The following is a 23,672-nucleotide window of genomic DNA, read 5'->3' on the forward strand; positions in this document are numbered from 1 at the left end:
TTAATGTGTCTTCAACGATAAACATGCCATTTTACAATTAATTCTTGCTCGGTAGGTGTCGAGTTGGGAGTAAAGTGAGGAATAACAAAAAAGGTAATAATAAAAAGGTTTTATGTCTGAAGAGAGAATTATTAGAATAAACAAAGTTTTAAGGGAATTGAATATTTCTTTAGAAAGAGCTGTGGATTATCTAAAAGATAAGGGAATTGCTATTGAAGCAAATCCAAACACAAAAATTTCTGATGATGTATACAATGTCTTGTGCGGTCAGTTTGCTGGTGACAAAGGGAATAAGGAGGCTTCAAAAGAAGTAGGGGAAGAGAAAAGAAAAGAAAAAGAAGCTTTACGATTGGAACGAGAGAAAGAAATCGAAGACAAGCGCAAGCAAGACGAAGAACGACTAAAACAACAAGAAGTTATCAAAGCGAGAGCTGTTTTAGCTGGACCGGTTCAGGTTGGAAAAATAGATCTCAATCCAAAAAGATCAGCAGTTGTTCCTACTCCTCCAGTTAAGGTTGTTGAAAAAATCGAAACTCCTGTAGTTAAAGTTCCGGTCTCGGTTGAAAAACCTGCTATTGTTGAAGCTATTCAAAAAGAGCCAGTTCAGAAAGAACTTTCACAAGACAAACTTGTTTCAGACAGAAAAGAAGTTAAACCTATTGTTGGAATAAAAGAAGTAAAGAAAGAGCCTGTAAAAGAGGTTGTTTCTGAACCTGTAAAAGTTGAAAAAGTTGAAGAAGCTCCAGTTGATGAAACTATAACGACTCAATATCAAAAATTATCAGGTACTACTTTAACAGGCCAGATAATTGACTTATCTCAATTCAATAAGCCTAAGAAGAAAAAAGAAGAGCCTAAAATTACTCCAAACAAGCCGGGTGCGCCTGGAGCTATAGGAGCTAATAATGCAAATAAAAATAAACGCAAAAGAATTGCTCCAAAACCAGGTACTCCAAGGCCACCTGCTGTTCCTGGAGTTCCTGGAGCGCCAAATCCAAACAAAATCATTCCTAATGCTGGTGGTTTTAACGCTAATAGAAGTGCAAGGCCTGGTTTTGTGAAAGGAAACAGACCTGCAATTGTCGCAAAAGTTGAGCCTACGGAAGAGGAAGTAAAAAATCAAATTAGAGAGACTTTAGAGAAACTGCAAGGAAAAGGTGGTAAATCAAAAGCGGCTAAATACAGAAGAGATAAAAGAGATACGCACCGTCAGAAATCTGATGATGAGCAAAGAGCTTTGGACGAAGGAAGTAAAACTATTAAAGTTACGGAGTTTGTTACTGTAGGTGAAATTGCTATTATGATGGATGTGCCAATTACTAAAGTTATTGGAACTTGTATGTCACTTGGAATCATGGTTACCATGAATCAACGTCTTGATGCTGAAACTTTGACTATTGTAGCTGATGAATTTGGTTACGAAGTTGAGTTTATAACTGTTGATATTGAAGAAGCAATTCAAGTAGTTGCTGATAAAGAAGAAGATTTAGTCTTTAGAGCGCCTATTGTTACTGTAATGGGTCACGTCGATCATGGTAAAACATCTTTACTTGATTATATTCGTAAAGAAAATGTTATTGCTGGTGAGTCGGGTGGAATTACACAGCATATTGGTGCCTACGGAGTAACATTAGATAATGGCCAAAAAATTGCATTTTTAGATACACCGGGTCACGAAGCATTTACTGCGATGCGTGCGCGTGGTGCTCAAGTTACGGATATTGCTATTATTGTAATTGCAGCTGATGACGATATCATGCCACAAACAAAAGAGGCGATTTCTCATGCTCAAGCTGCAGGAGTTCCAATAATATTTGCTATCAATAAAATTGATAAGCCAAATGCTAATCCTGAAAAAGTAAAAGAAAGATTAGCAGGTATGAATTTATTGGTAGAAGACTGGGGTGGGAAAATTCAATCGCATGATATTTCTGCAAAAGTAGGTACTGGTGTCAAAGAATTATTAGAGAAAGTATTATTGGAAGCAGAATTATTAGATCTGAAATCAAATCCAAATAAAGCTGCACAAGGAACTGTTGTTGAGGCTTTCTTGGATAAAGGAAAAGGATATGTTTCTACAATATTAGTTCAACATGGAACTCTTAAAATTGGGGATTATATGTTGGCTGGAAAGCATCATGGTAAAATTAAAGCCATGCATGATGAGAGAGGTAATATTGTCACTGTTGCGGGTCCTTCGACTCCAGTATCAGTTTTAGGTCTTGATGGTGCGGCTACGGCAGGTGATAAATTCAATATCTTTGAAGATGAAAAAGAGGCGAAACAAATTGCTTCAAAACGTTCTCAATTGATGCGTGAACAATCTGTTCGTACGCAAAGACATATTACATTAGATGAAATTGGACGTAGAATTGCATTAGGTCAATTTAAAGAATTAAACATAATTCTTAAAGGTGACGTGGATGGTTCAGTTGAAGCCTTGTCAGATTCGTTCTCAAAATTATCTACTGAAGAAATTCAAATCAATATTATACATAAAGGTGTTGGAGCAATTACGGAGACTGATGTTATGTTGGCTTCTGCTTCTGATGCTATTATTATCGGATTTAATGTTCGTCCTGCTGGAAATGCTAGACAATTGGCGGACAAAGAAGAAATCGATATCCGCTATTATTCTATTATCTACGCAGCTATTGATGACTTGAAAGATGCAATGGAAGGAATGTTAGCGCCAGAGATGAAAGAAGAAATTCTTGGAACTGCTGAAATTAGAGAGATTTTTAAAATTTCTAAAGTGGGTTCTATTGCTGGAAGTATGGTTATGGATGGTAAAATTGTTAAAAATGCCAAAATGAGAATCATCAGAGAAGGTGTAGTTGTGTTTACAGGTGAACTGTTAGCATTGAAACGATTTAAAGATGATGTAAGAGAAGTAGCCAAAGGTTACGATTGTGGTATTCAAGTGAAAGGTTATAATGATATCGAAGAAAGAGATATTATTGAATCGTATCATGAAGTAGCTATCAAAAAGAAATTAAAATAGTATTTAATACATTAATTTTTTAATATAAAATCCCGATTCGTCGGGATTTTTTTGTGCTAGTTATAATGGTTTTTTAAGTTTTGTTTAAAAGTATAAGTACAACGGGAAGGAATTGCAAGACGAACTGGGGCTTAACTTCTACGACTATGGCACAAGGAATTATGACCCTGTTTTAGGTAGATGGATGAATATTGACCCGTTAGCAGAAACTTCAAGAAGGTTTTCTGCCTATACCTATGCTCTTAATAATCCTGTATATTTTATTGACTCTGATGGAATGATGGCGACACCACCACCAGATTGGTTTGTCAATAATAAAACTCCAGCAGTCGAACAGGTTGAAGGGCAATGAAAATTAACGTAAGCAACTGCAGATAAAATAGGTGCTGGCGATGCTAAGAATTATGATAGATTAGGTGCAGACAATATGTTTGGTAATGATGAAAGAGCAAATAATATTAGAGATTTAGGTGCTAATGTTGTTGAAAATCCTGAGGATTTTATGGAAAATCGAGGTTATGAAAAAGCAGAGAAAGTAACCATAAAAGAAAGAGAATTTGTTAGTGGAGGTGCTATGGGAGAAGAGAAAATAACACCTACAAATACTGATATGAAACAAATAGGCGATACAAAATTACGTATGCTAAATCAGAGCAAATGAATGAGAAGAAAGTTTTAGGAGAAACAAGTGGACAAAGTTCATGGAGTTCTTCAAGAAGTACTACATATAGTTTAACAAAACTAGCAGGATAGGAAAATGCAATGACAGCTGAATATTACGGCAATAAGCATACAGATTATGCTTCAGGTATAAAAATAGTAGATAATTTACTTCAAGTAGCTAAAGGTTTAATTGAAGCAATAAAAAAATGATGAAATTTAATGTATTCCTAATATCACTAATTATCGCTTTTAACGTTTGTAGTGATAAAAAAACTTTTAATAATGTAACAAATCAAAGATTTTTAACATTTAAAAGTCAATTTGATTCTACTTTGGTTAACCATTTTCACAATGCGTTAAATTCAACTGACAACTTAACAGTTTCTAATACGAATTCTGAAAAAAATGATGTTGGATTGTTCTTATTTGAATATAATTTGTCCTCAAATAGTATAAAAGATTTAGAGAAAAAAATTATTCAGAAAAATAAAAGTGTTTATACAAACAAGGATTTGTGTCTACTAGTAGTAAATAGATTCGAAACTATCAGAACAAAGGATAGTCTTGAAATGGTAGAAATAAAAGACTCTTCCTTGATTGATAAGCCATGTTATAAAAAGCTATTGCCGATTTTAAATTTTATTGATTTTTCGATTGCAAATAATCTAGATTTCTGGAAAGATGAAAATTTCCAAATTTATGTTTTAAATGCAGAATCGTGTAATTTTTATAAAAAATTTGATTTAGAACCAAATCCACAAATGCCGAAGGGATGGGAAAATGGATTCTCAAAGGGTGTGGCAATAAATAAAACTAAAAAGACAGTTATTTATTGGAGCATAATTTGGTAAATCATAATAATCAATTTTAAATATTAAAGTCATTCCTGATGGTTCGAATATGTCGGCAACGATAGCGCAGATTTGTAATCTGTGCCCGCAAAGTTGAGCAAACAAAACAAGTCAAGTCAATAAAAAACCCGTAATTTTGCGAGGTTTTCTTGTTTTATAGAGCTGCTGTATTTTTAGCGAAAAAGTCTTTGAATTTTTTATTGGTGAGCATCTTATCAATGAGTTTAAAGATGGTTCGTTTGTCAATTTCTTCTAGTTGCTGGATAAGTCTCATTTGTTAAACGGTTGTTTTATCTTCAATAATTACTTCGGTTGGAATTTTACCATTATAATTAATAATTTGTTCAGTAGTCAAATTAAATAGTTGATCCATTTTTTGCAGTTCATCTGCGATTAAGTCGCCCGCTGGTGCATTCTACAACGAGTGCCTACTTAAATAGTAAAGACAAATCGTAGCGTTCGTAATGAGGATAACAAACGACAATAACTTTAAAATATAGAACTGCTGTTTTTTATATTTAATTGTTTTTTTTATAAAAACCCACGTAGTAGATTTGTAATTAATACTATGTTTTGGGTAGTGTAGCTTTTTATTCTGTGTCTGTAAATGAGAACAAAGCAAAAAACAGAGCAATTTGCTCGGTTTTTTAATAGGGTTAACTTGGCTAAATCCTGATTATTATTCTATTCACTTCAAGAAGATGTATTATATGTGTTCTTTTTTTAGATCTATCCATGAAGCTTATCGAAGTGATTTTTATCGAAAATAAACGTTTATTTAATTTATGCAAGCTATTTTTTATTTATTTGGCTTTATCAAAAATATATTTTTGTATTTTTTTCGAATGTCAATTAAATTACGTTCAGCTTCAATTCGAGTTTTAAAATTTCCAACCCAAACTTTATAATTGGGTGTATTGAATACTATTGTTCCTTCCATATCGCCAAACTCTTGTTTGAATTCGTTTAATGTGTTTTTCGCTTTTTCGCTATCGCCGCTAAATATTTGAACTTTATATCGGTCATTTACAGTGTTAGAAATGTTTGTTTTTCTTTTTTCATTTAGTAATTGTTCAAATTTAGGGTCTTGATTTATCGTGATATTTTGATCTTGCGCATTTATATAGCTACTAGTAAGGCACAAAGTGACAGCGTAAAAAAAAGCTTTTTGGGGTGTTAAAATTCTCATAATGTGATAGTTTTTATGCAAAAATACTATTTAATGAATGAAACGAAATAATAAATATTATTTAGAATTAATATAAATTGAATTTAAGACTATTTTAAGGTTTTGAGAATAGTTCTTAAGTCGTATTTTTGTCGAAGTTTTAAAAGAATGTATTGTTTTTTCTAATTATTGTTAATAGAAAAAATCGTACCAATTTTAGTAGATAATCATTTATAATATGAAAAAGGTGGGTAACCATAATTCGATCTCAAGGAAATTATATTTAGGCTTAGGGCTAGCGGTAATTTTCTCCTTAAATTCATTTGCGCAAACTGCGGCTCCTGCGGCTTTACCGGCTGCAACACCAGATGTGGCTGTTGCAAGTCAAGGTGGTGATCCTGTAAAAGGGAAAGAGCTTTTTAATGCAAATTGTGCTGCGTGTCACAAGCTTGATGCTAAAGCAACTGGTCCTATGTTGCGAGGTGTGTCTGCAAAACATGAAATGGCTTGGATTTACAAGTGGGTTCATAATAGTTCTGACCTAATTAAATCTGGTGATGCCGCTGCGGTAAAACTTTTTGAAGAGAACAACAAATCTGTAATGACTGCTTTTCCGCAACTAGCAACAACAGATATTGATAATATTATAGCTTACACCTCAGAGCCAAAAGCTGAGACTCCGGTTGTGGCTGGTGCTGCTGCTGTCCCAGGTGCTCCTGCTGCTGAAAGTGGTTTGTCTAATAATATTATATTAGGCGCTCTTGGTTTGGTTATGGCTATGTTGGTTGTCATGTTGTTTTTAGTAAACAATGTTTTAACTAAAGTTGCTAAGGCTAATGGTATTGAAGTAACTCCAAAAACTCCAACTACTCCTATTTGGAAAGCATTTGCTAGAAATCAATTTTTAGTATTGGTGACTTCTATCTTTTTGTTATTGTCTGGGGCTTATTTTGTGTATTCTTTCTTGATGCAAGTAGGTGTCGATCAAAATTACGAACCGATACAACCAATTCATTATTCACACAGAATACATGCTGGTAGTAATGGGATAAATTGTAAATATTGTCACTCTTCTGCTAGAGTTAGTAAACATTCTGGAATTCCTTCCCTAAATGTTTGTATGAATTGCCATAAAAACATTGCAGAGGTTTCTGATACAACAGCGACTCCAGATCATACTAAGGCTTTTTATGACGGGGAAATTCAAAAATTATATAAAGCAGTTGGTTGGGATCAATCTACTCAAAAATACACCGGTAAAACAGAGCCTGTTAAATGGATTCGTATTCATAATTTGCCTGATTTTGTTTATTTCAATCACTCACAACACGTTACTGTAGCAGGTATTGAATGTCAAACTTGTCATGGACCTGTTCAAACTTATGAAATAATGAAACAATTTTCTCCTCTTACAATGGGGTGGTGTATCAATTGTCACAGAAAAACAGAAGTTAAAATGGAGGGCAATGAATATTATACCAAGATTCATGAGGAACTTTCTAAAAAATACGGTGTAGACAAATTGACTGCGGCGCAAATGGGAGGTTTAGAATGTGGTAAATGCCACTATTAATCAAATTATTAAGATTTTAATATTTATATATGTCATCAAACAAAAAATACTGGAAAAGTGTTGAAGAACTAGACGAAAATAGTTCTATTGTTGAGGCGCTTAAAAATAACGAATTTGTTGAAGAAATTCCTACTGATGAATTTTTAGGAAATAATGATGCTTTGTCATCTTCGTCAACAACACGTCGTGATTTTTTAAAGTACGTTGGGTTTAGTACTGCAGCAGCTACACTTGCAGCTTGTGAAGGTCCTGTTCATAAGTCGATACCTTATGTGCTTCAGCCAGAACAAATCATTCCTGGAGTAGCTGATTATTATGCAACCTCGGTTTTTGATGGTTTCGATTTTGCAAATCTTTTGGTAAAAACACGTGAAGGGCGTCCTATTAAAATAGATAATAATACTATTGCTGGAGCAAAATTTAGTGCTAATGCTAGAATTCATGCATCTATATTGTCATTGTACGATAGTATGCGTTTAAAAGAGCCTAAAGTTGAAGGTAAAACTTCAACTTGGTCGGCCGTTGATTCTGCTATTAAGTTAAGTTTAGCTGATGCAAAAGCTAAGGGTGGTCAAATTGTACTTTTAACAAATACATTGGCAAGTCCGTCAACTGAAAAGTTGATTGCTGAATTCATTGGTAAAAATCCAAATACTAAACATGTTGTTTATGATGCTGTCTCTTCTTCTGAAGCTTTAGATGCTTTTGAAGTGGTTTATGGTGAAAGGGCTTTAGTTGATTACGATTTTTCAAAAGCATCTCTAATAGTTTCTGTTGGTGCAGATTTTCTTGGAGACTGGCAAGGTGGGGGGTATGACTCGGGTTATGCACAAGGCAGAATTCCAAAAAACGGAAAAATGTCTCGTCATTTTCAATTAGAATCAAATATGACTTTGTCTGGTGCTGCTGCTGATAAGCGTTTGGCAATGTCAACTGCAAATCAAAAGCAAGCATTAATTCATATATATAATGTTATAACTGGCTCTTCTGTGGCGGTTAGTTTAGAGGATAAATTTAAATCTGAGGTTAATAAATCTGCTCAGCAATTAAAAGCTGCTGGTTCAAAAGGAGTTTTAGTTTCGGGTATTCAAGATAAAAATGCTCAATTATTAGTTTTGGCTATCAATCAAGTATTGGCAAGCGAAGCTTTTAATACTTCAGGAACAAGACAAATAAGAAAAGGATCAAACGAAAAAGTTACTCAATTAGTTAAAGAAATGAAAGCGGGAAGCATTCATACTTTGATTATGAGTGGTGTTAATCCTGTTTATACTTTAGCAGATAGTAAATCATTTGTTGAAGGTTTGAAAAAAGTTAAAACTTCAGTCACTTTTTCTTTAAAAGAAGATGAAACTGCTTTGCTTACTACAATAGCTGCTGCGGCTCCACATTATTTAGAGTCATGGGGTGATTTAAGTTTGACAAAAGGTACTTACAGTATTACTCAGCCAACTATTCGTCCATTATTTGATACCAAACAATTTCAAGACGTTTTATTGTCATTGAATGGTGTTGGCGGAACTTTTTACGATTATTTAAAAGGAAATGCTTCAGGAATTGTTTCGGGTTCTACTTGGAATAAAGTGTTGCATGATGGTGTTTTTGTTGGAGCTATTCCAGCTTCTTCTGCATCGTCTGCTGATTATAGTGCTGCGGCTAATGCTTTGGCTCGATCAAAAGCTTCTGAAGGATTTGAATTGGTTTTGTATACAAAAACTGGATTGGGAGATGGTCAGCAAGCGAACAACCCTTGGTTGCAAGAATTGCCAGATCCAATGACAAGAGTTTCTTGGGATAATTATTTGACTGTTTCGAATGCAGATGCTAAAAAGTATGCTTTGTCTAATGAAATCGTAGCGAATGGTGGTTTGAACGGTAGTTATGCTACTATTACAACTACTGATGGTTTGAAATTAGAAAATGTACCAGTAATCGTTCAGCCAGGTCAAGCTGTTGGTACAATTGGTTTAGCTTTAGGTTATGGTCGTAAAGCGGCTTTGAAAGAAGAAATGCAAGTAGGTTTAAATGCTTACTCATTATATAAAGGTTTTAATGATGTTCAATCTGTAACGTTGGTTAAGGCTGACGGTGAGCATGAATTTGCTTGTGTTCAAGGTCAAAAAACTTTGATGGGAAGAGGTGATATTATTAAAGAAACCACTTTAGAAATTTTTAATACTAAAGATGCTGAGTTCTGGAATGAACAACCAATGGTATCTTTGGATCACAAAGAAGTTGAAGCTACAAAAGTAGATTTATGGGATTCATTTGATCGTTCTACAGGACATCACTTTAATCTTTCTATCGATTTGAATGCTTGTACTGGTTGTGGTGCTTGTGTAATTGCTTGTCATGCGGAAAACAACGTTCCAGTTGTTGGGAAAGCTGAAATTAGAAGAAGTCGTGATATGCACTGGTTGCGTATTGACAGATATTATTCTTCTGAAAGTACATTTGCAGGAGATAATGAAAGAAAAGAAAATATTGCAGGTTTATCAAGTTCATTATCTACTTTTAATGAAATGGAGAAAGCAGGTGATAATCCTCAGGTTTCTTTCCAACCGGTAATGTGTCAACACTGTAATCATGCTCCTTGTGAAACTGTTTGTCCAGTTGCAGCTACTTCACATGGTCGTCAAGGTCAGAATCAAATGGCTTATAACAGATGTGTTGGTACTCGTTACTGTGCTAATAACTGTCCTTATAAAGTACGTCGTTTTAACTGGTTCTTGTATAACAAAAACAGTGAATTCGATTATCATATGAATGACGATTTAGGACGTATGGTGTTAAATCCAGATGTAAATGTTCGTTCTCGTGGAGTTATGGAAAAATGTTCTATGTGTATTCAAATGACACAAGCTACAATTTTAAATGCAAAAAGAGAGGGAAGAGTAATCGTTGATGGAGAATTTCAAACGGCTTGTTCAAATGCTTGTTCTACTGGAGCAATGATTTTTGGAGATGTAAATGATAAAGAATCTAAAGTTACTAAATTAGCTGAAGATGAAAGAATGTATCATTTATTAGAGCACGTTGGAACAAAACCAAATGTGATTTATCATGTTAAAGTTAGAAATACCTAGTACAAAAAATAATTAATTAAGAATCAATATAAAGGATTATGTCGTCTCACTACGAAGCAACCATTAGAAAACCCTTAGTTATAGGTGATAAATCTTATCACGATGTAACTGTAGATGTAGCTGCGCCTGTAGAAGGTAAAGCAAACAAACATTGGTGGATTGTATTTTCAATTGCATTAACCGCGTTTCTTTGGGGAATGGGTTGTATCATTTACACCGTGTCTACAGGTATTGGAACATGGGGATTAAATAAAACTGTAGGTTGGGCTTGGGATATCACTAACTTCGTTTGGTGGGTAGGTATCGGTCACGCAGGAACATTAATTTCAGCCGTATTATTGCTTTTCCGTCAAAGATGGAGAATGGCAATTAACCGTTCTGCGGAGGCAATGACCATTTTTTCTGTAATTCAAGCAGGTTTATTTCCAATTATACACATGGGTCGTCCATGGTTAGCCTATTGGGTTTTACCAATTCCGAATCAATTTGGTTCTTTATGGGTAAATTTTAACTCTCCTTTGCTTTGGGACGTATTTGCAATCTCTACGTATCTTTCAGTTTCATTAGTTTTCTGGTGGACTGGTTTGTTACCTGATTTTGCTATGTTGAGAGATAGAGCTATTACTCCTTTTAACAAACGTGTATATTCTATATTGAGTTTTGGATGGAGCGGTAGAGCAAAAGATTGGCAACGTTTTGAAGAAGTTTCTTTGGTTCTTGCAGGTTTGGCAACTCCTTTAGTACTTTCTGTACATACCATTGTATCCATGGACTTTGCTACCTCGGTAATTCCAGGTTGGCATACTACGATTTTCCCTCCGTACTTTGTTGCTGGAGCTGTTTTCTCAGGATTTGCAATGGTAAATACCTTGCTTATCATCATGAGAAAAGTATCTAACCTTGAAGCGTACATTACTATTCAACATATAGAATTAATGAACATCGTAATCATGATTACAGGTTCTATTGTTGGGGTTGCGTATATCACGGAGCTTTTTATAGCTTGGTATTCAGGAGTTGAATATGAACAATATGCATTCTTAAACAGAGCAACTGGACCTTACTGGTGGGCATATTGGTCAATGATGACTTGTAACGTTTTCTCTCCACAGTTTATGTGGTTCAAAAAATTAAGAACAAGTATCATGTTCTCTTTTATTATTTCGATTGTTGTTAATATTGGAATGTGGTTTGAAAGATTTGTAATTATTGTAACATCGTTACATAGAGATTATCTTCCTTCTTCATGGACAATGTTTTCTCCAACATTTGTCGATATTGGAATTTTTATTGGAACAATTGGTTTTTTCTTTGTGTTGTTTTTGTTATATTCTAGAACATTCCCTGTAATAGCACAAGCTGAAGTAAAAACAATTTTAAAAGGAACAGGAGATAATTACAAAAGAGAAAGAGAAGCAAATAAAGATTTACATCATGAGTAATAAAGTAATATACGCCATTTATAATGACGATGATGTTTTGATGGACGCGGTTAAAAAAACACGTGCAGCTCATCATCATATTGAGGAAGTTTTTACTCCTTTTCCTGTCCACGGATTGGATAAAGCCATGGGTCTTGCCCCAACAAGGATAGCTATATGTTCTTTTATATATGGTTTAATAGGTTTGTCTTTTGGTACTTGGATGATGAATTACATTATGATTCAAGATTGGCCTCAAGATATTGGTGGTAAGCCAAGTTTTAGTTATATTCAAAACATGCCTTCTTTCGTGCCAATTATGTTTGAAGAAACAGTTTTTTTCGCTGCGCATTTAATGGTTATTACTTTTTATATGAGAAGTAAGTTATGGCCCTTTAAACAAGCAGAGAATCCTGATGTTAGAACAACAGATGATCACTTTTTGATGGAAGTTGCAGTAAATGACAATGAAAGTGAATTAGTTTCCTTTTTTGAAGGCACAGGGGCAGTAGAAGTTAAAGTAATTGTAAAGAATTAATTGTCGATATGAAAAGTCTATATAAAATAACATTTGTAATTTGTATTACTATTTTAGTTTCGTCTTGTCATGATAATTCGAAGCCTAATTACCAATACATGCCTAATATGTATGAACCCGTAAGTTATGAAACTTATGAAGAGTCAAATGCATTTAAGAATGGTAAAGAAGGTCAGCTACCTCCAGAAGGTACAGTAAATAGGGGTTTTGAACCTTATGGATATGAGAATTCTACAGCTGGTTATGATTTAGCTAAATTAAATTTAAAATCACCTCTTGATTCAATTTCTGAAAAGGATGCTGAAAAATCTAAAGAGTTGTTTGAAATTTATTGTGGTATCTGTCATGGTAATGAAGGAAACGGTAAAGGTAAATTAGTAACCCAAGGAAAATTTCTTGGTGTACCAAGTTATAAAGATAGGGTGATAACTGAAGGAAGTGTTTTTCATGTTCAAACTTACGGTTTAAATTCAATGGGGTCTTATGCGAACCAGTTGAATCAACACGAACGTTGGTTAGTAGCATCTTATGTTTTAAAACTGAAAGCTAAATTATAATTGTTGAACAAACTGATCGTAATAGATATGTATACATTTTCAAGTAAATTAAAAACATTTTCTCTTGTCTTAATGGCTGTTGGCCTTTTAGGAATTGGATATGGTTTTTTAACTGCACCAAAAGATATTCAAGAAGTTGAAAAGCTACTTGCTGCCGAAACTCATGAAGGACATGGGGAATCAAAGCATGAAGTTTCAACATCTTTAGCTGAAGCTCATACAGAAATTAGTAAATCTGATGAAGCTAAAGAAGCTGCTGAACACAAGGAACATGTTGTTCATGTTCTAACACAACTACAAAATAAACCATGGGCTGCATTATATGTTGCTTGTATTTTCTTCATGCTTATTGCTATGGGTGTTTTAGCATTTTACGCTATACAACAAGTAGCTCAAGCAGGTTGGTCCCCTGTTTTATTTAGAGTAATGCAAGGTATTACGGCATATCTTCCGGTTGGATCGGTTATATTTTTCGTAATTCTTATTATTTGTGGACTACATATTTTTCCTTCTAATAGTTTATTTATTTGGTTGGATCCTGAGGTTGTTGCTCACGATAAAATTATTGCTAATAAATCTGGCTATTTAAACTTTCCTTTTTGGATAGTTAGAGCTGCAATTTTCCTAGTTGGTTGGAATTTGTATCGTTATTATTCAAGAAAAAATTGTATTGACCAAGACGCATCTTCTGACAATCTTTCTTATAAAAAGAACTTTAATATCTCAGCAGGTTTCTTAGTTTTCTTTATTGTGACAGAATCTATTATGTCTTGGGATTGGATTATGTCAATTGATCCACATTGGTCCAGTACATTGTTTGGATGGTACGTCTTTGCTAGTTTCTTTGTAAGTGGAATAACTATGATTACTATGGTTACTTTATATTTAAAATCTAGAGGTTACTTAGAAAATGTTAATACGAGTCACATTCATGATTTAGCTAAATTTATGTTTGGAATAAGTGTTTTCTGGACTTACTTATGGTTTTCTCAATTTATGCTTATCTGGTATGCTAATATACCAGAAGAAATAACTTATTTTGTAACTAGAATTCAATTATATAATCTTCCTTTCTTTGGTGCTGTAGTTATGAACTTCTTATTTCCAATATTGATTTTAATCAATACTGATTTTAAAAGAATAACTTGGATTTTAGTTATGGCAGGTACAGTAATTTTATTAGGTCATTATATTGATTTCTTCAATATGATTATGCCTGGTACAGTTGGAGACAGATGGTTTATTGGTGTTTCTGAAATTGCTTCTGTTCTTTTCTTCCTTGGATTATTTATTTTTGTTGTTTTTACAGCATTAACTAAAGCTCCTTTGTTGCCAAAAAGAAATCCATACATAGAAGAGAGTAAACATTTTCATTATTAATATTTAAACAAAGAAACAGATGACAAGTTTGTTGGTAATTATAGTTTTAGTTTTATTAGCTGTTGCTTTATGGCAATTGACGAAAATATTTGACTTAACTCAAGTAGGTTCTAATTCGGACAGTTCTCAAGTGGCTACTGATAATGATAATAATGTTCAAGGTTATTTAATGTTTGGTTTCTTGGCATTCATTTATATTTTTACGATCTATGGATTGTTTAAATGGGGATCATTAGTTCTTCACACACCAGCTTCAGAGCATGGTGCTCTTGTTGATAATCTTATGAATATCACTTGGGTTTTAATATTTATTGTTCAGGCAATCACTCAAGTTTTGTTGCATTATTTTGCCTTTAAATATAGAGGTAAAAAAGATCAAAAGGCTTTATATTTTGCTGATAATAATAAATTAGAAGCAATTTGGAGTGTTATTCCAGCAGTTGTACTTGCGGGTTTAATTCTTTATGGTCTTTATGCTTGGACTAATATTATGTTTATTGATGATGAAGATGATACAGTAGTAATTGAGTTATATGCACAACAATTCAAATGGACTGCTAGATATGCAGGAAATGATAATGTTTTGGGTAAAGCAAATGTTAGATATATTGAAGGTGTTAATACGCTTGGTGTGGATTTAGGTGATCCTTATTCACAAGATGATATTGTTGTGTCAGAATTACATATTCCTAAAGGAAAAAAAATACATTTTAAGATGCGTTCTCAGGATGTTTTGCATTCAGCTTATATGCCATATTTTAGAGCTCAAATGAATTGTGTTCCGGGTATGGTTACTGAATTCGCTTTTACTCCAATATACACTACTTCTGAATATAGAGATTTACCTTTTATGATTGAAAAGGTAGCCAATATTAATGCTATAAGAACTAAGAAAAGTGCTGAGTTAGTAGCTAATGGTGAAACCGCTTTAGATCCTTACGCATTTGATTATTTGTTATTATGTAATAAAATTTGCGGAGCTTCACATTATAACATGCAAATGAAAGTTATAGTTGATACTCCTGAAGAGTATAAAAAATGGTTAAGCGAAAAAGCGACTTTAGTACAAGAAGTAAAAACGTCGAAAATTCCTGCTCCAGTAGAAGGAGGAACTGGAAAAGATTCTACTAGTGCTAAAGACACGGCAGCTGTTGCTAAAATAGCTATGAAATAATATTATTAAGAAAAATTTAAAGTATACACATATGTCAGCAGAAGGTCACGATCACGGACACGATCACGAACACGAACATCATCATAAAGACACTTTCATTACTAAATATATTTTTAGTATTGATCACAAAATGATTGCCAAACAGTACTTGCTAACCGGTATTATTATGGGAGTTATTGGTGTAGGTATGTCTATGCTTTTTAGAATGCAATTGGCATGGCCAGAGCAATCATTCAAGATTTTCAATATATTACTTGGAGATAAATGGGCTCCAAACGGGGTAATGGCTAATGATATCTATTTATCATTAGTTACCATACATGGTACTATAATGGTATTTTTTGTTCTTACTGCAGGTTTAAGTGGAACTTTTAGTAATTTATTGATACCACTTCAAATTGGAGCGCGAGATATGGCTTCAGGATTTATGAATATGATTTCTTATTGGTTGTTTTTCTTGTCAAGTGTTATCATGATAAGTTCTTTATTTGTTGAATCAGGACCTGCAAATGCTGGTTGGACTATTTATCCGCCTTTAAGTGCTCTCCCTCAAGCGATCTCTGGTTCTGGTCTTGGTATGACTTTATGGTTAGTTTCCATGGCTATATTTATTGCTTCTTCTTTAATGGGATCTTTAAATTACGTTGTGACTGTAATTAATCTTAGAACTAAAGGGATGTCAATGACAAGATTGCCACTTACAATTTGGGCTTTCTTTGTAACTGCTATTATTGGTATAGTTTCTTTTCCAGTTTTGTTATCAGCAGCTTTATTGTTAATTTTTGATAGAAGTTTTGGTACTTCATTCTTCTTGTCTGATATTTATATAGCAGGTGAAGTTTTACATTACCAAGGAGGTTCACCAGTATTGTTTGAACACTTATTTTGGTTCTTGGGACACCCGGAAGTATATATTGTATTATTACCGGCTTTAGGTATTACTTCTGAAGTTATTGCTACTAACTCTCGAAAACCAATTTTTGGTTATAGAGCGATGATTATGTCAATTTTGGCTATCGCATTTTTATCTACAATTGTTTGGGGTCACCATATGTTTATCTCTGGTATGAATCCATTCTTAGGATCTGTATTTACATTTACAACTTTGTTGATTGCTATTCCTTCTGCAGTAAAAGCGTTTAATTATATTACAACACTTTGGAAAGGAAATTTACAATTGAATCCTGCTATGTTGTTTTCAATAGGTTTAGTTTCTACTTTTATTACAGGTGGTTTGACAGGTATTATTCTTGGGGATAGTACATTGGATATTAATGTTCACGATACATATTTTGTAGTTGCTCACTTTCACTTAGTAATGGGTATATCTGCTCTTTATGGTATGTTTGCAGGTATTTATCACTGGTTTCCAAGAATGTTTGGAAGAATGTTAAACAAGAATTTAGGATATGTACACTTTTGGGTGACTGCAATCTGTGCTTATGGTGTTTTCTTCCCAATGCACTTTATAGGATTAGCAGGTTTGCCAAGACGTTATTATACAAACACAAACTTTCCATTATTTGATGATTTACAAAATGTAAATGTTCTTATTACTACTTTTGCATTAATTGGTGGAGCTTTTCAATTGGTATTTTTATACAACTTTTTCAGTAGTATATTCTATGGTAAAAAATCTGTTCAGAATCCATGGAAATCAAATACTCTTGAATGGACGGCTCCAGTAGAACATATTCACGGTAACTGGCCGGGTGAGATACCTGAAGTACACCGTTGGCCTTATGATTACAGTAATCCTGCTCATGATGTAGATTTTGTGCCTCAAAATGTTCCAATGAAAGAAGGTGAAGAAGTTCTTCATCATTAAAATAAAGCTTTTAGCCCCTACTGATAAAGTAGGGGCTTTTTTATTTAGTTGAGGTATCTATATAGCGACATATTTGTTGTATTGCTTTTTTATTATTGTGATTATTGATAATTTTTATAAAGTCTTCAAAGGGAATTCTTCCAAACTAAATTCTTTCTTTATCTTTGTTTCATGAATGAAAATTTAGATCCAACTAAAAACGGTTATAATGCGGATGAACTTGATCTTGAAAAAAGATTGCGACCTCTTTCATTCGATGATTTTGCCGGTCAAGATCAGATATTGGAAAATTTAAAAGTTTTTGTTCAGGCAGCTAATCAAAGAAATGAAGCGCTTGATCACACCCTTTTCCATGGACCTCCAGGTTTAGGGAAAACTACTCTTGCTAATATTCTTGCAAATGAGCTTCAAGTAGGAATTAAGATTACTTCTGGTCCTGTTTTAGATAAGCCAGGAGACTTAGCCGGTTTATTAACGAATCTTGAAGAAAGAGATGTGTTATTTATTGATGAAATCCATCGTTTAAGCCCCATAGTTGAAGAATATTTATATTCGGCAATGGAAGACTTTAAAATTGATATTATGATTGAATCTGGTCCAAATGCACGTACTGTTCAAATCAATCTAAATCCATTTACTTTAATTGGTGCTACAACACGATCTGGACTACTAACAGCACCCATGAGAGCGCGTTTTGGGATATCATCCAGGTTGCAATATTATACGACCGAGTTATTAACCACTATTGTGGAGAGAAGTGCAGCTATTTTTAAAATGCCTATCACAATGGAAGCAGCAATAGAGATTGCAGGTAGAAGTAGAGGTACTCCCCGAATTGCAAATGCTTTATTGCGTCGTGTTCGTGATTTTGCACAAATTAAAGGTAATGGTAAGATAGACATTGAAATTGCTCGTTATGCGCTAAAAGCACTTAATGTAGATGCTCATGGTCTTGACGAAATGGATAATAAAATACTTACTACAATTATTGAAAAATTCAAAGGAGGCCCTGTAGGTTTATCAACTTTGGCAACTGCCGTATCTGAAAGTAGTGAAACTATCGAAGAAGTTTATGAACCATTCCTTATTCAAGAGGGTTTTATTATGAGGACTCCAAGAGGTAGAGAAGTCACAGATAAAGCCTATAAACATTTGGGTAAGTTAAAAACAAATATTCAAGGCGGATTGTTTTAATATCTTAAGTTAATTCCTGTTATTTACTAAATCTATCTTGTCAAATAACGAGATAGGATATCAATTCAAACGAAGTTCACTAAACACTAATAAAAATAGCAGTTAAGTGAACTAATCAGGGCCAGTATTTAATTGCCAATTTTAAATTTTTAGTCATAAGTTTAAAATCTAAATATACAGCGTTCATTAAATCCGAGGCAAAACGCCTTGGTTTTTTTGCGTGTGGTATTTCCAAAGCTCAGTTTTTAGAAGAGGAAGCGCCTCGATTAGAAAATTGGTTAAATAAAAACAGAAATGGTGAAATGTCCTATATGGAAAATCATTTCGACAAACGTTTAAACCCTACCTTGCTAGTTGATGATGCAAAAAGTGTAATTTCTCTTTTGTTGAATTATTATCCAGAAAAATTTCAAAATCCAGATTCTTTCAAAATTTCTAAATATGCTTTTGGACAAGATTATCATTTTGTCATTAAAGAAAAGCTTAAGGAGTTATTATTTTCTATCCAATCAACTATTGGTGAGGTTTCAGGTCGTGCATTTGTAGATTCTGCGCCAGTATTGGATAAAGCTTGGGCTGCAAAAAGTGGCTTAGGCTGGATAGGTAAAAATAGTAATTTATTAACTCAAAAAGTAGGTTCTTTTTACTTCATAGCTGAACTCATTATAGATTTAGATTTAGATTATGATAATTCTACATCGGATCATTGTGGAACCTGTACATCTTGTATCGACGCTTGTCCAACTGAAGCGATTGTAGCACCGTATATTGTAGATGGAAGTAAATGTATCTCTTATTTTACTATAGAACTTAAAGAGAATATTCCTCATGAAATGAAAGGAAATTTTGATGATTGGGTATTTGGATGTGATGTCTGTCAGGACGTTTGTCCATGGAATAAGTTTTCAAAAGCACATAATGAACCTTTATTTAATCCAAATCCAGAATTACTTTCTATGTCCAAAAAAGATTGGAAAGAAATTACCGAAGAAACGTTTAAAGTTGTGTTTGAAAATTCGCCTCTTAAAAGGGCAAAGTTCGATGGGTTAAAGAGAAATATTGATTTTCTAGAATAACTTTGAGTACTAGATTAAGCTAATTAATTTGAATGTTTTTTATAGAAGATTCTCTAATAATAACATTAGTGTCTAATTCAATAGTTCTTGGCTTAAAAGGAGTTCCTTCTTTATGGCAATTCATTTCTTCTAATAATAAGTTGAAAGACTCAATTCCCATTTCATGGCTAGGTTGATTTACAGTACTTAACTTTGGTGTAAGCACTTGTGACATAAACCAATTGCTAAAACCGATTACTGATACTTGATCTGGAACTTTAATTTTATTGTCATTAAAATAAGACAAAACTCCAACGGCAACCAAATCCGTAACTGCAAATATTCCATCAACATCTGGATGGTCTTTTATTATTTGTTTTGCAAAATCTAATCCTTCTTGAAAGTTTACTGTTTCACAAGTATAGACTAATTTGGTATCAAAAGGAATGTTGTTTTTTTCTAATGCTTTTTTATATCCAATATAACGGTCAATTGAATTTTGAGGATTTAAAGGACCACGAATATGAACAATCTTTTTACAATTATTATCTATTAAATGTTGAACAGCATTAAATGCTGCTTTTTGATCATCTATAATTACTTTCGAACAAGAAATTAGTTTGTTGATTTTATCAAACATTACAAAAGGAATATTCCGAGTGATTATTTCTTTTAAGTGATCATCATTATTTGACTCATTAGAGAGTGAAATTATAATTCCATCGACTCTTTTTTTAATCAATAATTCTACTTGTTTTTTTTCTAAAGTCAGTGACTCATTTGATTGTAATATTATAACTAAATAGCCGTTTTTCTCCGCTTCATCAATAATTGCATTTACTACATTCGAAAAAAAATGGTGTACAACTTCTGGAATAATTAATCCTATAGTTTTAGATTCTTTTGTTCTTAAATTTACAGCAAAACTATTAGGGGTATAATGTAGATTTTGAGCAAGATCAATTACTGCTTGTTTAGTTTTTGCACTAACATCAGGATAATTTTTTAAAGCTTTTGAAACGGTTGTTATTGAAATTCCGAGTTTGGTTGCAATTTCTTTAAGAGTTATGTCTTTCATGAATCGTATTTCTACTTATTTAATTTTGAAAATATTTCTTAGAAACGGTTTCTCTTTAGGATTTGATGTATGCCTTGTTGTTGCTTATGAAAAAGTGTTTTAACTTCAAATATTCTTCACCAAGATATTAATTTTAATCTTATTTCTGAAATTTTTGTCAAAAAAAATAAATTAATATGGATTTGTTAAATCATAAAATGGTTGATCATTGTTTTATTAAAAAAGCTACTTTTTAAGTGGAATCTCTTTCTATTATGCTAGTTTCTAATTCAATTGATTGAAAAATTATAGGAGAATTATTCTTTTTTAAATTAATTTCATCAAATAAAATTGAGGCTGATTTTTTTCCAATTTCAAATCCAGGTTGGTCAACTGTTGTAAGTTTAGGACTCATTACGCTAGACATAAACCAATTGCTAAATCCCAAAACGGCTATTTTTTCTGGAATTGCAATCCTTACTTCATTGAAATATTTAATGATTCCTATTGCGACTAAATCAGTAACTGCAAAAATTGCATCGATATCAGGATGCTCAGTAACGACTTTTTTTGCATTTTCGTAACCATTTTCAAAATCCATGTTGTTTTCACACACATAGACCAAAGATGAGTCATAGGCTATATTATTGTCTTCTAAAGCTTTTTTGTATCCTAAAAATCGATCTATGGAATTTTGTGGTAAATATGACCCTCTAAAATGGGCAATTTTTTTATATCCTTTTTTTATAAGATAGGTAACAGCATCATAAGCGGCTTTTCTATCATTAATAGTCACTTTAGAACAATTGACTAGTTTTGCAATTTTATCAAAAAGCACAAGTGGTGTGTTATGAGAAAGGATTGTATTTAAATGCTCAAATTCTCCAGTCTCATTTGATAAGGATATAAGGATTCCATCAACTCTTTTGTTTAATAAAAGCTCAATTTGTTTTTTCTCAAATTCTAATTTTTCATTTGATTGTAAAATAATAACCAAATAATCTCTCTTTTCTGCTTCTTCAAGAATTCCTTGAATTACATTTGAAAAGAAATCATGAACCAAGGTTGGGATTATCAAGCCAATTGTCTTCGACTCTTTTGTTCTTAAGTTTACTGCAAAACTGTTTGGAGTATAATTTAGTTTATTGGCTAGCTCTATAACTGCTTTTTTTGTCTTTTCGCTTACATCTGGATAGCCTTTCAAAGCCTTTGAAACAGTTGTTATCGAAATTCCTAATTGGGAGGCAATTTGTTTGAGAGTGGTATTATTCATATTTCATTACTCTAAATAGTAAAAGCCGAATAAAAAACTGCTTCGTGAAAACGAATTTACAATTAATTTATTGTAATTCAATTTCCCGAAACAGTTTAATTTGAAATTACTGATTTTATATATTTTATTATTATTTAAGTTCCATTATAATAGCTTCATAAGGTCTTAAAATATTGTTTTTTGCTTTTTTAGCTTCGGTATAATTGTTCAAAATAATTTTAGATCTGGAAGTTGAAACCCCTGTTTTGTAGGGACTATTTTTATCAGTAAAATTTAATAGTACTAATAATTTTTTACCATTTAATTCTCTTGTGTAGGCATATACATTAGGATTTTCTCTGTCTAATAGCGTATATTTTCCATATACAAGCGTTGGTTCTTTTTTGCGTAATTGTACTAATTTTCTAAAATAATTCAATACTGAATTTGGATCTTTTTCTTGTGCTTCGGCATTCAAGGTCTTGTAATTTGGGTTTGCCTTAAGCCATGGTGTTCCTGTAGTAAAACCAGCATTCTTAGTTGTATTCCATTGAAAGGGAGTTCTTCCATTTTCTCTTGATGTTTGTTTTTGTCCTTCTAAAAACGCATTCAAATCTCCTCCTTTATTTTTTAATCCAATGTATTTGTTACGAGTATCCACATCATGATAATCATCAATAGAATTGAAACGAATATTATCCATTCCTAATTCATCTCCATAATAATAATAAGGAGTTCCTCTCATGGTCATTATAAAAGTAGACAGCATTTTTGAAGAAATAGCTCTAAATTTTGGAGTGTCATTACCAAACTTACTGACCATTCTGGGTTGATCGTGATTGGCTAAGAATATAGCAAGCCATCCTTTATCTTTGAACGCTTTGTCGTATCTAGAAAAAATATCTTTGTATTTTATAAGACCAATATCTTTTAAATGTTTACCAATATCAACACTTTCAAAATGGTATGCCATGTTTAATTCTTTTCGATCTGGATCTACAAATAGCATAGCATCTTCAGGAGAACTCCCTGCACCTTCAGCAACTGTCATGATATCATACTTGCTAAAAACTTCTCTATTCATTTCTTGTAAATAGTCATGTAAATGGGGGCCTACACCATAATATTTTATGATATTTTTTTCATATCCTTTGGGTAATTCTGGCCAAGTGGTGTCTTTAGAGGCAAATTGGAAAGCATCCATTCTAAAGCCGTCTATGCCTTTGTCTAACCAAAACTTCATAATGTCATACACCTCATTTCTAACTTTTGGATTTTCCCAATTTAAATCGGGTTGCTTTTGAGAAAAATAATGAAGATAATAAGAGTCTGTTTGTTTATCATATTTCCAAGCATCACTATTTACGTCAAAAAAACTCCATCTATAAGGTGGTTTTCCTTTTTCAGCTGGCCACCAATGGTAGTAATCTCTGTATTTATTATCTCGGGAACTTCTGGATTGTTTGAACCATTCATGCTCGTCGCTACTGTGATTGACCACTAGATCCATGATAAGTTTAATGCCGCGTTTGTGCATTTCCTTTAACAAAAGATCAAAATCGGCCATAGTTCCAAAATCCTTCATGATTTCACGATAATTGCTAATGTCATAGCCGTTATCATCATTAGGGGAAGTGTAAATTGGATTAAGCCAAACTGCATCAACTCCTAGGCTTTTTACATAATCTAGTTTAGATATAATACCTTTTAAATCACCAACTCCATCACCATCGCTATCCTTGAAACTTCTAGGGTATATTTGATAGACTACTGCTTCTTTCCACCATTTGGAATCATTTTGTGGAGTTGTTTTTACTGACATGTTTTGTGCGAATATACCCTGAGTTGATAATAGCAACAGAGTAGAAAAT

At 33.0% G+C, this 23,672-nt stretch carries 18 protein-coding genes; 14 read left to right on the forward strand and 4 right to left on the reverse strand.

The features are described from left to right. Positions 1-112 precede the first annotated feature (112 nt). From infB to T410_RS06665, 4 genes are all read left to right on the forward strand, one after another. Positions 113-3,004, forward strand: a complete 2,892-nt coding sequence (infB, locus tag T410_RS06650) for a translation initiation factor IF-2 (protein WP_035669749.1) — start codon at positions 113-115, stop codon at positions 3,002-3,004. Positions 3,005-3,116: 112 nt separating this feature from the next. Further along, entirely contained in the window at positions 3,117-3,356 is a 240-nt protein-coding gene (locus T410_RS06655; protein WP_035669752.1) for an RHS repeat-associated core domain-containing protein, read from the forward strand. A gap of 75 nt (positions 3,357-3,431) precedes the next feature. Then, a complete protein-coding gene (locus T410_RS06660) occupies positions 3,432-3,665 on the forward strand; it encodes a hypothetical protein (protein WP_035669754.1) in 234 nt (77 codons plus the stop codon). 208 nt (positions 3,666-3,873) lie between these two features. Next, on the forward strand, positions 3,874-4,518 hold the full coding sequence (locus T410_RS06665) for a hypothetical protein (RefSeq protein ID WP_035669756.1): 645 nt from the start codon (positions 3,874-3,876) through the stop codon (positions 4,516-4,518). A 799-nt stretch (positions 4,519-5,317) separates the two neighbouring features. Here T410_RS06665 and T410_RS06675 read toward each other — a convergent pair. Continuing rightward, positions 5,318-5,707 (reverse strand): SPOR domain-containing protein, encoded by a 390-nt coding sequence (locus tag T410_RS06675; protein WP_035669758.1) that lies wholly within the window; start codon positions 5,705-5,707, stop codon positions 5,318-5,320. Positions 5,708-5,924: 217 nt separating this feature from the next. On the opposite strand from T410_RS06675, the gene T410_RS06680 reads away from it, so the two are divergent. From T410_RS06680 to queG, 10 genes are all read left to right on the forward strand, one after another. Beyond that, a complete protein-coding gene (locus T410_RS06680; protein WP_035669760.1) occupies positions 5,925-7,259 on the forward strand; it encodes a c-type cytochrome in 1,335 nt (444 codons plus the stop codon). A 29-nt stretch (positions 7,260-7,288) separates the two neighbouring features. Then, positions 7,289-10,345 carry a TAT-variant-translocated molybdopterin oxidoreductase gene (locus T410_RS06685; protein ID WP_035669762.1) on the forward strand — a complete coding sequence of 1,019 codons (3,057 nt, stop codon included), beginning with the start codon at positions 7,289-7,291 and terminating at the stop codon, positions 10,343-10,345. A gap of 38 nt (positions 10,346-10,383) precedes the next feature. Then, positions 10,384-11,787: an NrfD/PsrC family molybdoenzyme membrane anchor subunit gene (nrfD, locus tag T410_RS06690; RefSeq protein ID WP_035669766.1), complete on the forward strand. Its 1,404-nt coding sequence runs from the start codon at positions 10,384-10,386 to the stop codon at positions 11,785-11,787. Next, on the forward strand, positions 11,780-12,304 hold the full coding sequence (locus T410_RS06695; RefSeq protein WP_035669768.1) for a DUF3341 domain-containing protein: 525 nt from the start codon (positions 11,780-11,782) through the stop codon (positions 12,302-12,304). Before nrfD ends, T410_RS06695 begins: the two co-directional genes overlap by 8 nt. 8 nt (positions 12,305-12,312) lie before the next feature. Then, complete coding sequence (locus tag T410_RS06700; RefSeq protein ID WP_035669771.1) at positions 12,313-12,861, forward strand: cytochrome c; 549 nt, start codon at positions 12,313-12,315, stop codon at positions 12,859-12,861. Between the two features lie 27 nt (positions 12,862-12,888). Further along, positions 12,889-14,241, forward strand: a complete 1,353-nt coding sequence (locus tag T410_RS06705; RefSeq protein WP_035669773.1) for a hypothetical protein — start codon at positions 12,889-12,891, stop codon at positions 14,239-14,241. A gap of 19 nt (positions 14,242-14,260) precedes the next feature. Continuing rightward, positions 14,261-15,415, forward strand: a complete 1,155-nt coding sequence (locus T410_RS06710; RefSeq protein ID WP_035669776.1) for a cytochrome c oxidase subunit II — start codon at positions 14,261-14,263, stop codon at positions 15,413-15,415. A gap of 31 nt (positions 15,416-15,446) precedes the next feature. Further along, positions 15,447-17,243 (forward strand): cbb3-type cytochrome c oxidase subunit I, encoded by a 1,797-nt coding sequence (locus T410_RS06715; RefSeq protein ID WP_035669779.1) that lies wholly within the window; start codon positions 15,447-15,449, stop codon positions 17,241-17,243. 171 nt (positions 17,244-17,414) lie between these two features. After that, positions 17,415-18,437 (forward strand): Holliday junction branch migration DNA helicase RuvB, encoded by a 1,023-nt coding sequence (gene ruvB / locus T410_RS06720; RefSeq protein WP_035669782.1) that lies wholly within the window; start codon positions 17,415-17,417, stop codon positions 18,435-18,437. 155 nt (positions 18,438-18,592) lie between these two features. Next, a complete protein-coding gene (queG, locus tag T410_RS06725; RefSeq protein ID WP_081897814.1) occupies positions 18,593-19,513 on the forward strand; it encodes a tRNA epoxyqueuosine(34) reductase QueG in 921 nt (306 codons plus the stop codon). Positions 19,514-19,532: 19 nt separating this feature from the next. Here queG and T410_RS06730 read toward each other — a convergent pair whose 3' ends face one another. The 3 genes from T410_RS06730 to T410_RS06740 all read right to left on the reverse strand — a co-directional run bounded on the left by T410_RS06730 (position 19,533) and on the right by T410_RS06740 (position 23,623). Next, a complete protein-coding gene (locus T410_RS06730) occupies positions 19,533-20,570 on the reverse strand; it encodes a LacI family DNA-binding transcriptional regulator (RefSeq protein ID WP_035669788.1) in 1,038 nt (345 codons plus the stop codon). Positions 20,571-20,802: 232 nt separating this feature from the next. Next, on the reverse strand, positions 20,803-21,822 hold the full coding sequence (locus T410_RS06735; RefSeq protein ID WP_035669791.1) for a LacI family DNA-binding transcriptional regulator: 1,020 nt from the start codon (positions 21,820-21,822) through the stop codon (positions 20,803-20,805). Between the two features lie 130 nt (positions 21,823-21,952). Then, positions 21,953-23,623 (reverse strand): alpha-glucosidase, encoded by a 1,671-nt coding sequence (locus T410_RS06740; protein ID WP_238567350.1) that lies wholly within the window; start codon positions 23,621-23,623, stop codon positions 21,953-21,955. Positions 23,624-23,672: the final 49 nt, after the last annotated feature.

Source organism: Flavobacterium sp. 83, assembly GCF_000744835.1.
In the GTDB taxonomy this organism is placed as follows: domain Bacteria; phylum Bacteroidota; class Bacteroidia; order Flavobacteriales; family Flavobacteriaceae; genus Flavobacterium.

Bases quoted from the DNA above. Each gene is read 5' to 3' on its own strand.
- T410_RS06665 (WP_035669756.1), top strand. From the start codon at position 3,874: ATGATGAAATTTAATGTATTCCTAATATCACTAATTATCGCTTTTAAC.
- T410_RS06710 (WP_035669776.1), top strand. From the start codon at position 14,261: ATGACAAGTTTGTTGGTAATTATAGTTTTAGTTTTATTAGCTGTTGCT.
- T410_RS06675 (WP_035669758.1), bottom strand. From the start codon at position 5,707: ATGAGAATTTTAACACCCCAAAAAGCTTTTTTTTACGCTGTCACTTTG.
- ruvB (WP_035669782.1), top strand. From the start codon at position 17,415: ATGAATGAAAATTTAGATCCAACTAAAAACGGTTATAATGCGGATGAA.
- T410_RS06715 (WP_035669779.1), top strand. From the start codon at position 15,447: ATGTCAGCAGAAGGTCACGATCACGGACACGATCACGAACACGAACAT.
- T410_RS06695 (WP_035669768.1), top strand. From the start codon at position 11,780: ATGAGTAATAAAGTAATATACGCCATTTATAATGACGATGATGTTTTG.
- T410_RS06735 (WP_035669791.1), bottom strand. From the start codon at position 21,822: ATGAATAATACCACTCTCAAACAAATTGCCTCCCAATTAGGAATTTCG.
- T410_RS06700 (WP_035669771.1), top strand. From the start codon at position 12,313: ATGAAAAGTCTATATAAAATAACATTTGTAATTTGTATTACTATTTTA.
- T410_RS06730 (WP_035669788.1), bottom strand. From the start codon at position 20,570: ATGAAAGACATAACTCTTAAAGAAATTGCAACCAAACTCGGAATTTCA.
- infB (WP_035669749.1), top strand. From the start codon at position 113: ATGTCTGAAGAGAGAATTATTAGAATAAACAAAGTTTTAAGGGAATTG.
- T410_RS06740 (WP_238567350.1), bottom strand. From the start codon at position 23,623: ATGTCAGTAAAAACAACTCCACAAAATGATTCCAAATGGTGGAAAGAA.
- T410_RS06660 (WP_035669754.1), top strand. From the start codon at position 3,432: ATGTTTGGTAATGATGAAAGAGCAAATAATATTAGAGATTTAGGTGCT.
- T410_RS06685 (WP_035669762.1), top strand. From the start codon at position 7,289: ATGTCATCAAACAAAAAATACTGGAAAAGTGTTGAAGAACTAGACGAA.
- T410_RS06705 (WP_035669773.1), top strand. From the start codon at position 12,889: ATGTATACATTTTCAAGTAAATTAAAAACATTTTCTCTTGTCTTAATG.
- nrfD (WP_035669766.1), top strand. From the start codon at position 10,384: ATGTCGTCTCACTACGAAGCAACCATTAGAAAACCCTTAGTTATAGGT.
- T410_RS06680 (WP_035669760.1), top strand. From the start codon at position 5,925: ATGAAAAAGGTGGGTAACCATAATTCGATCTCAAGGAAATTATATTTA.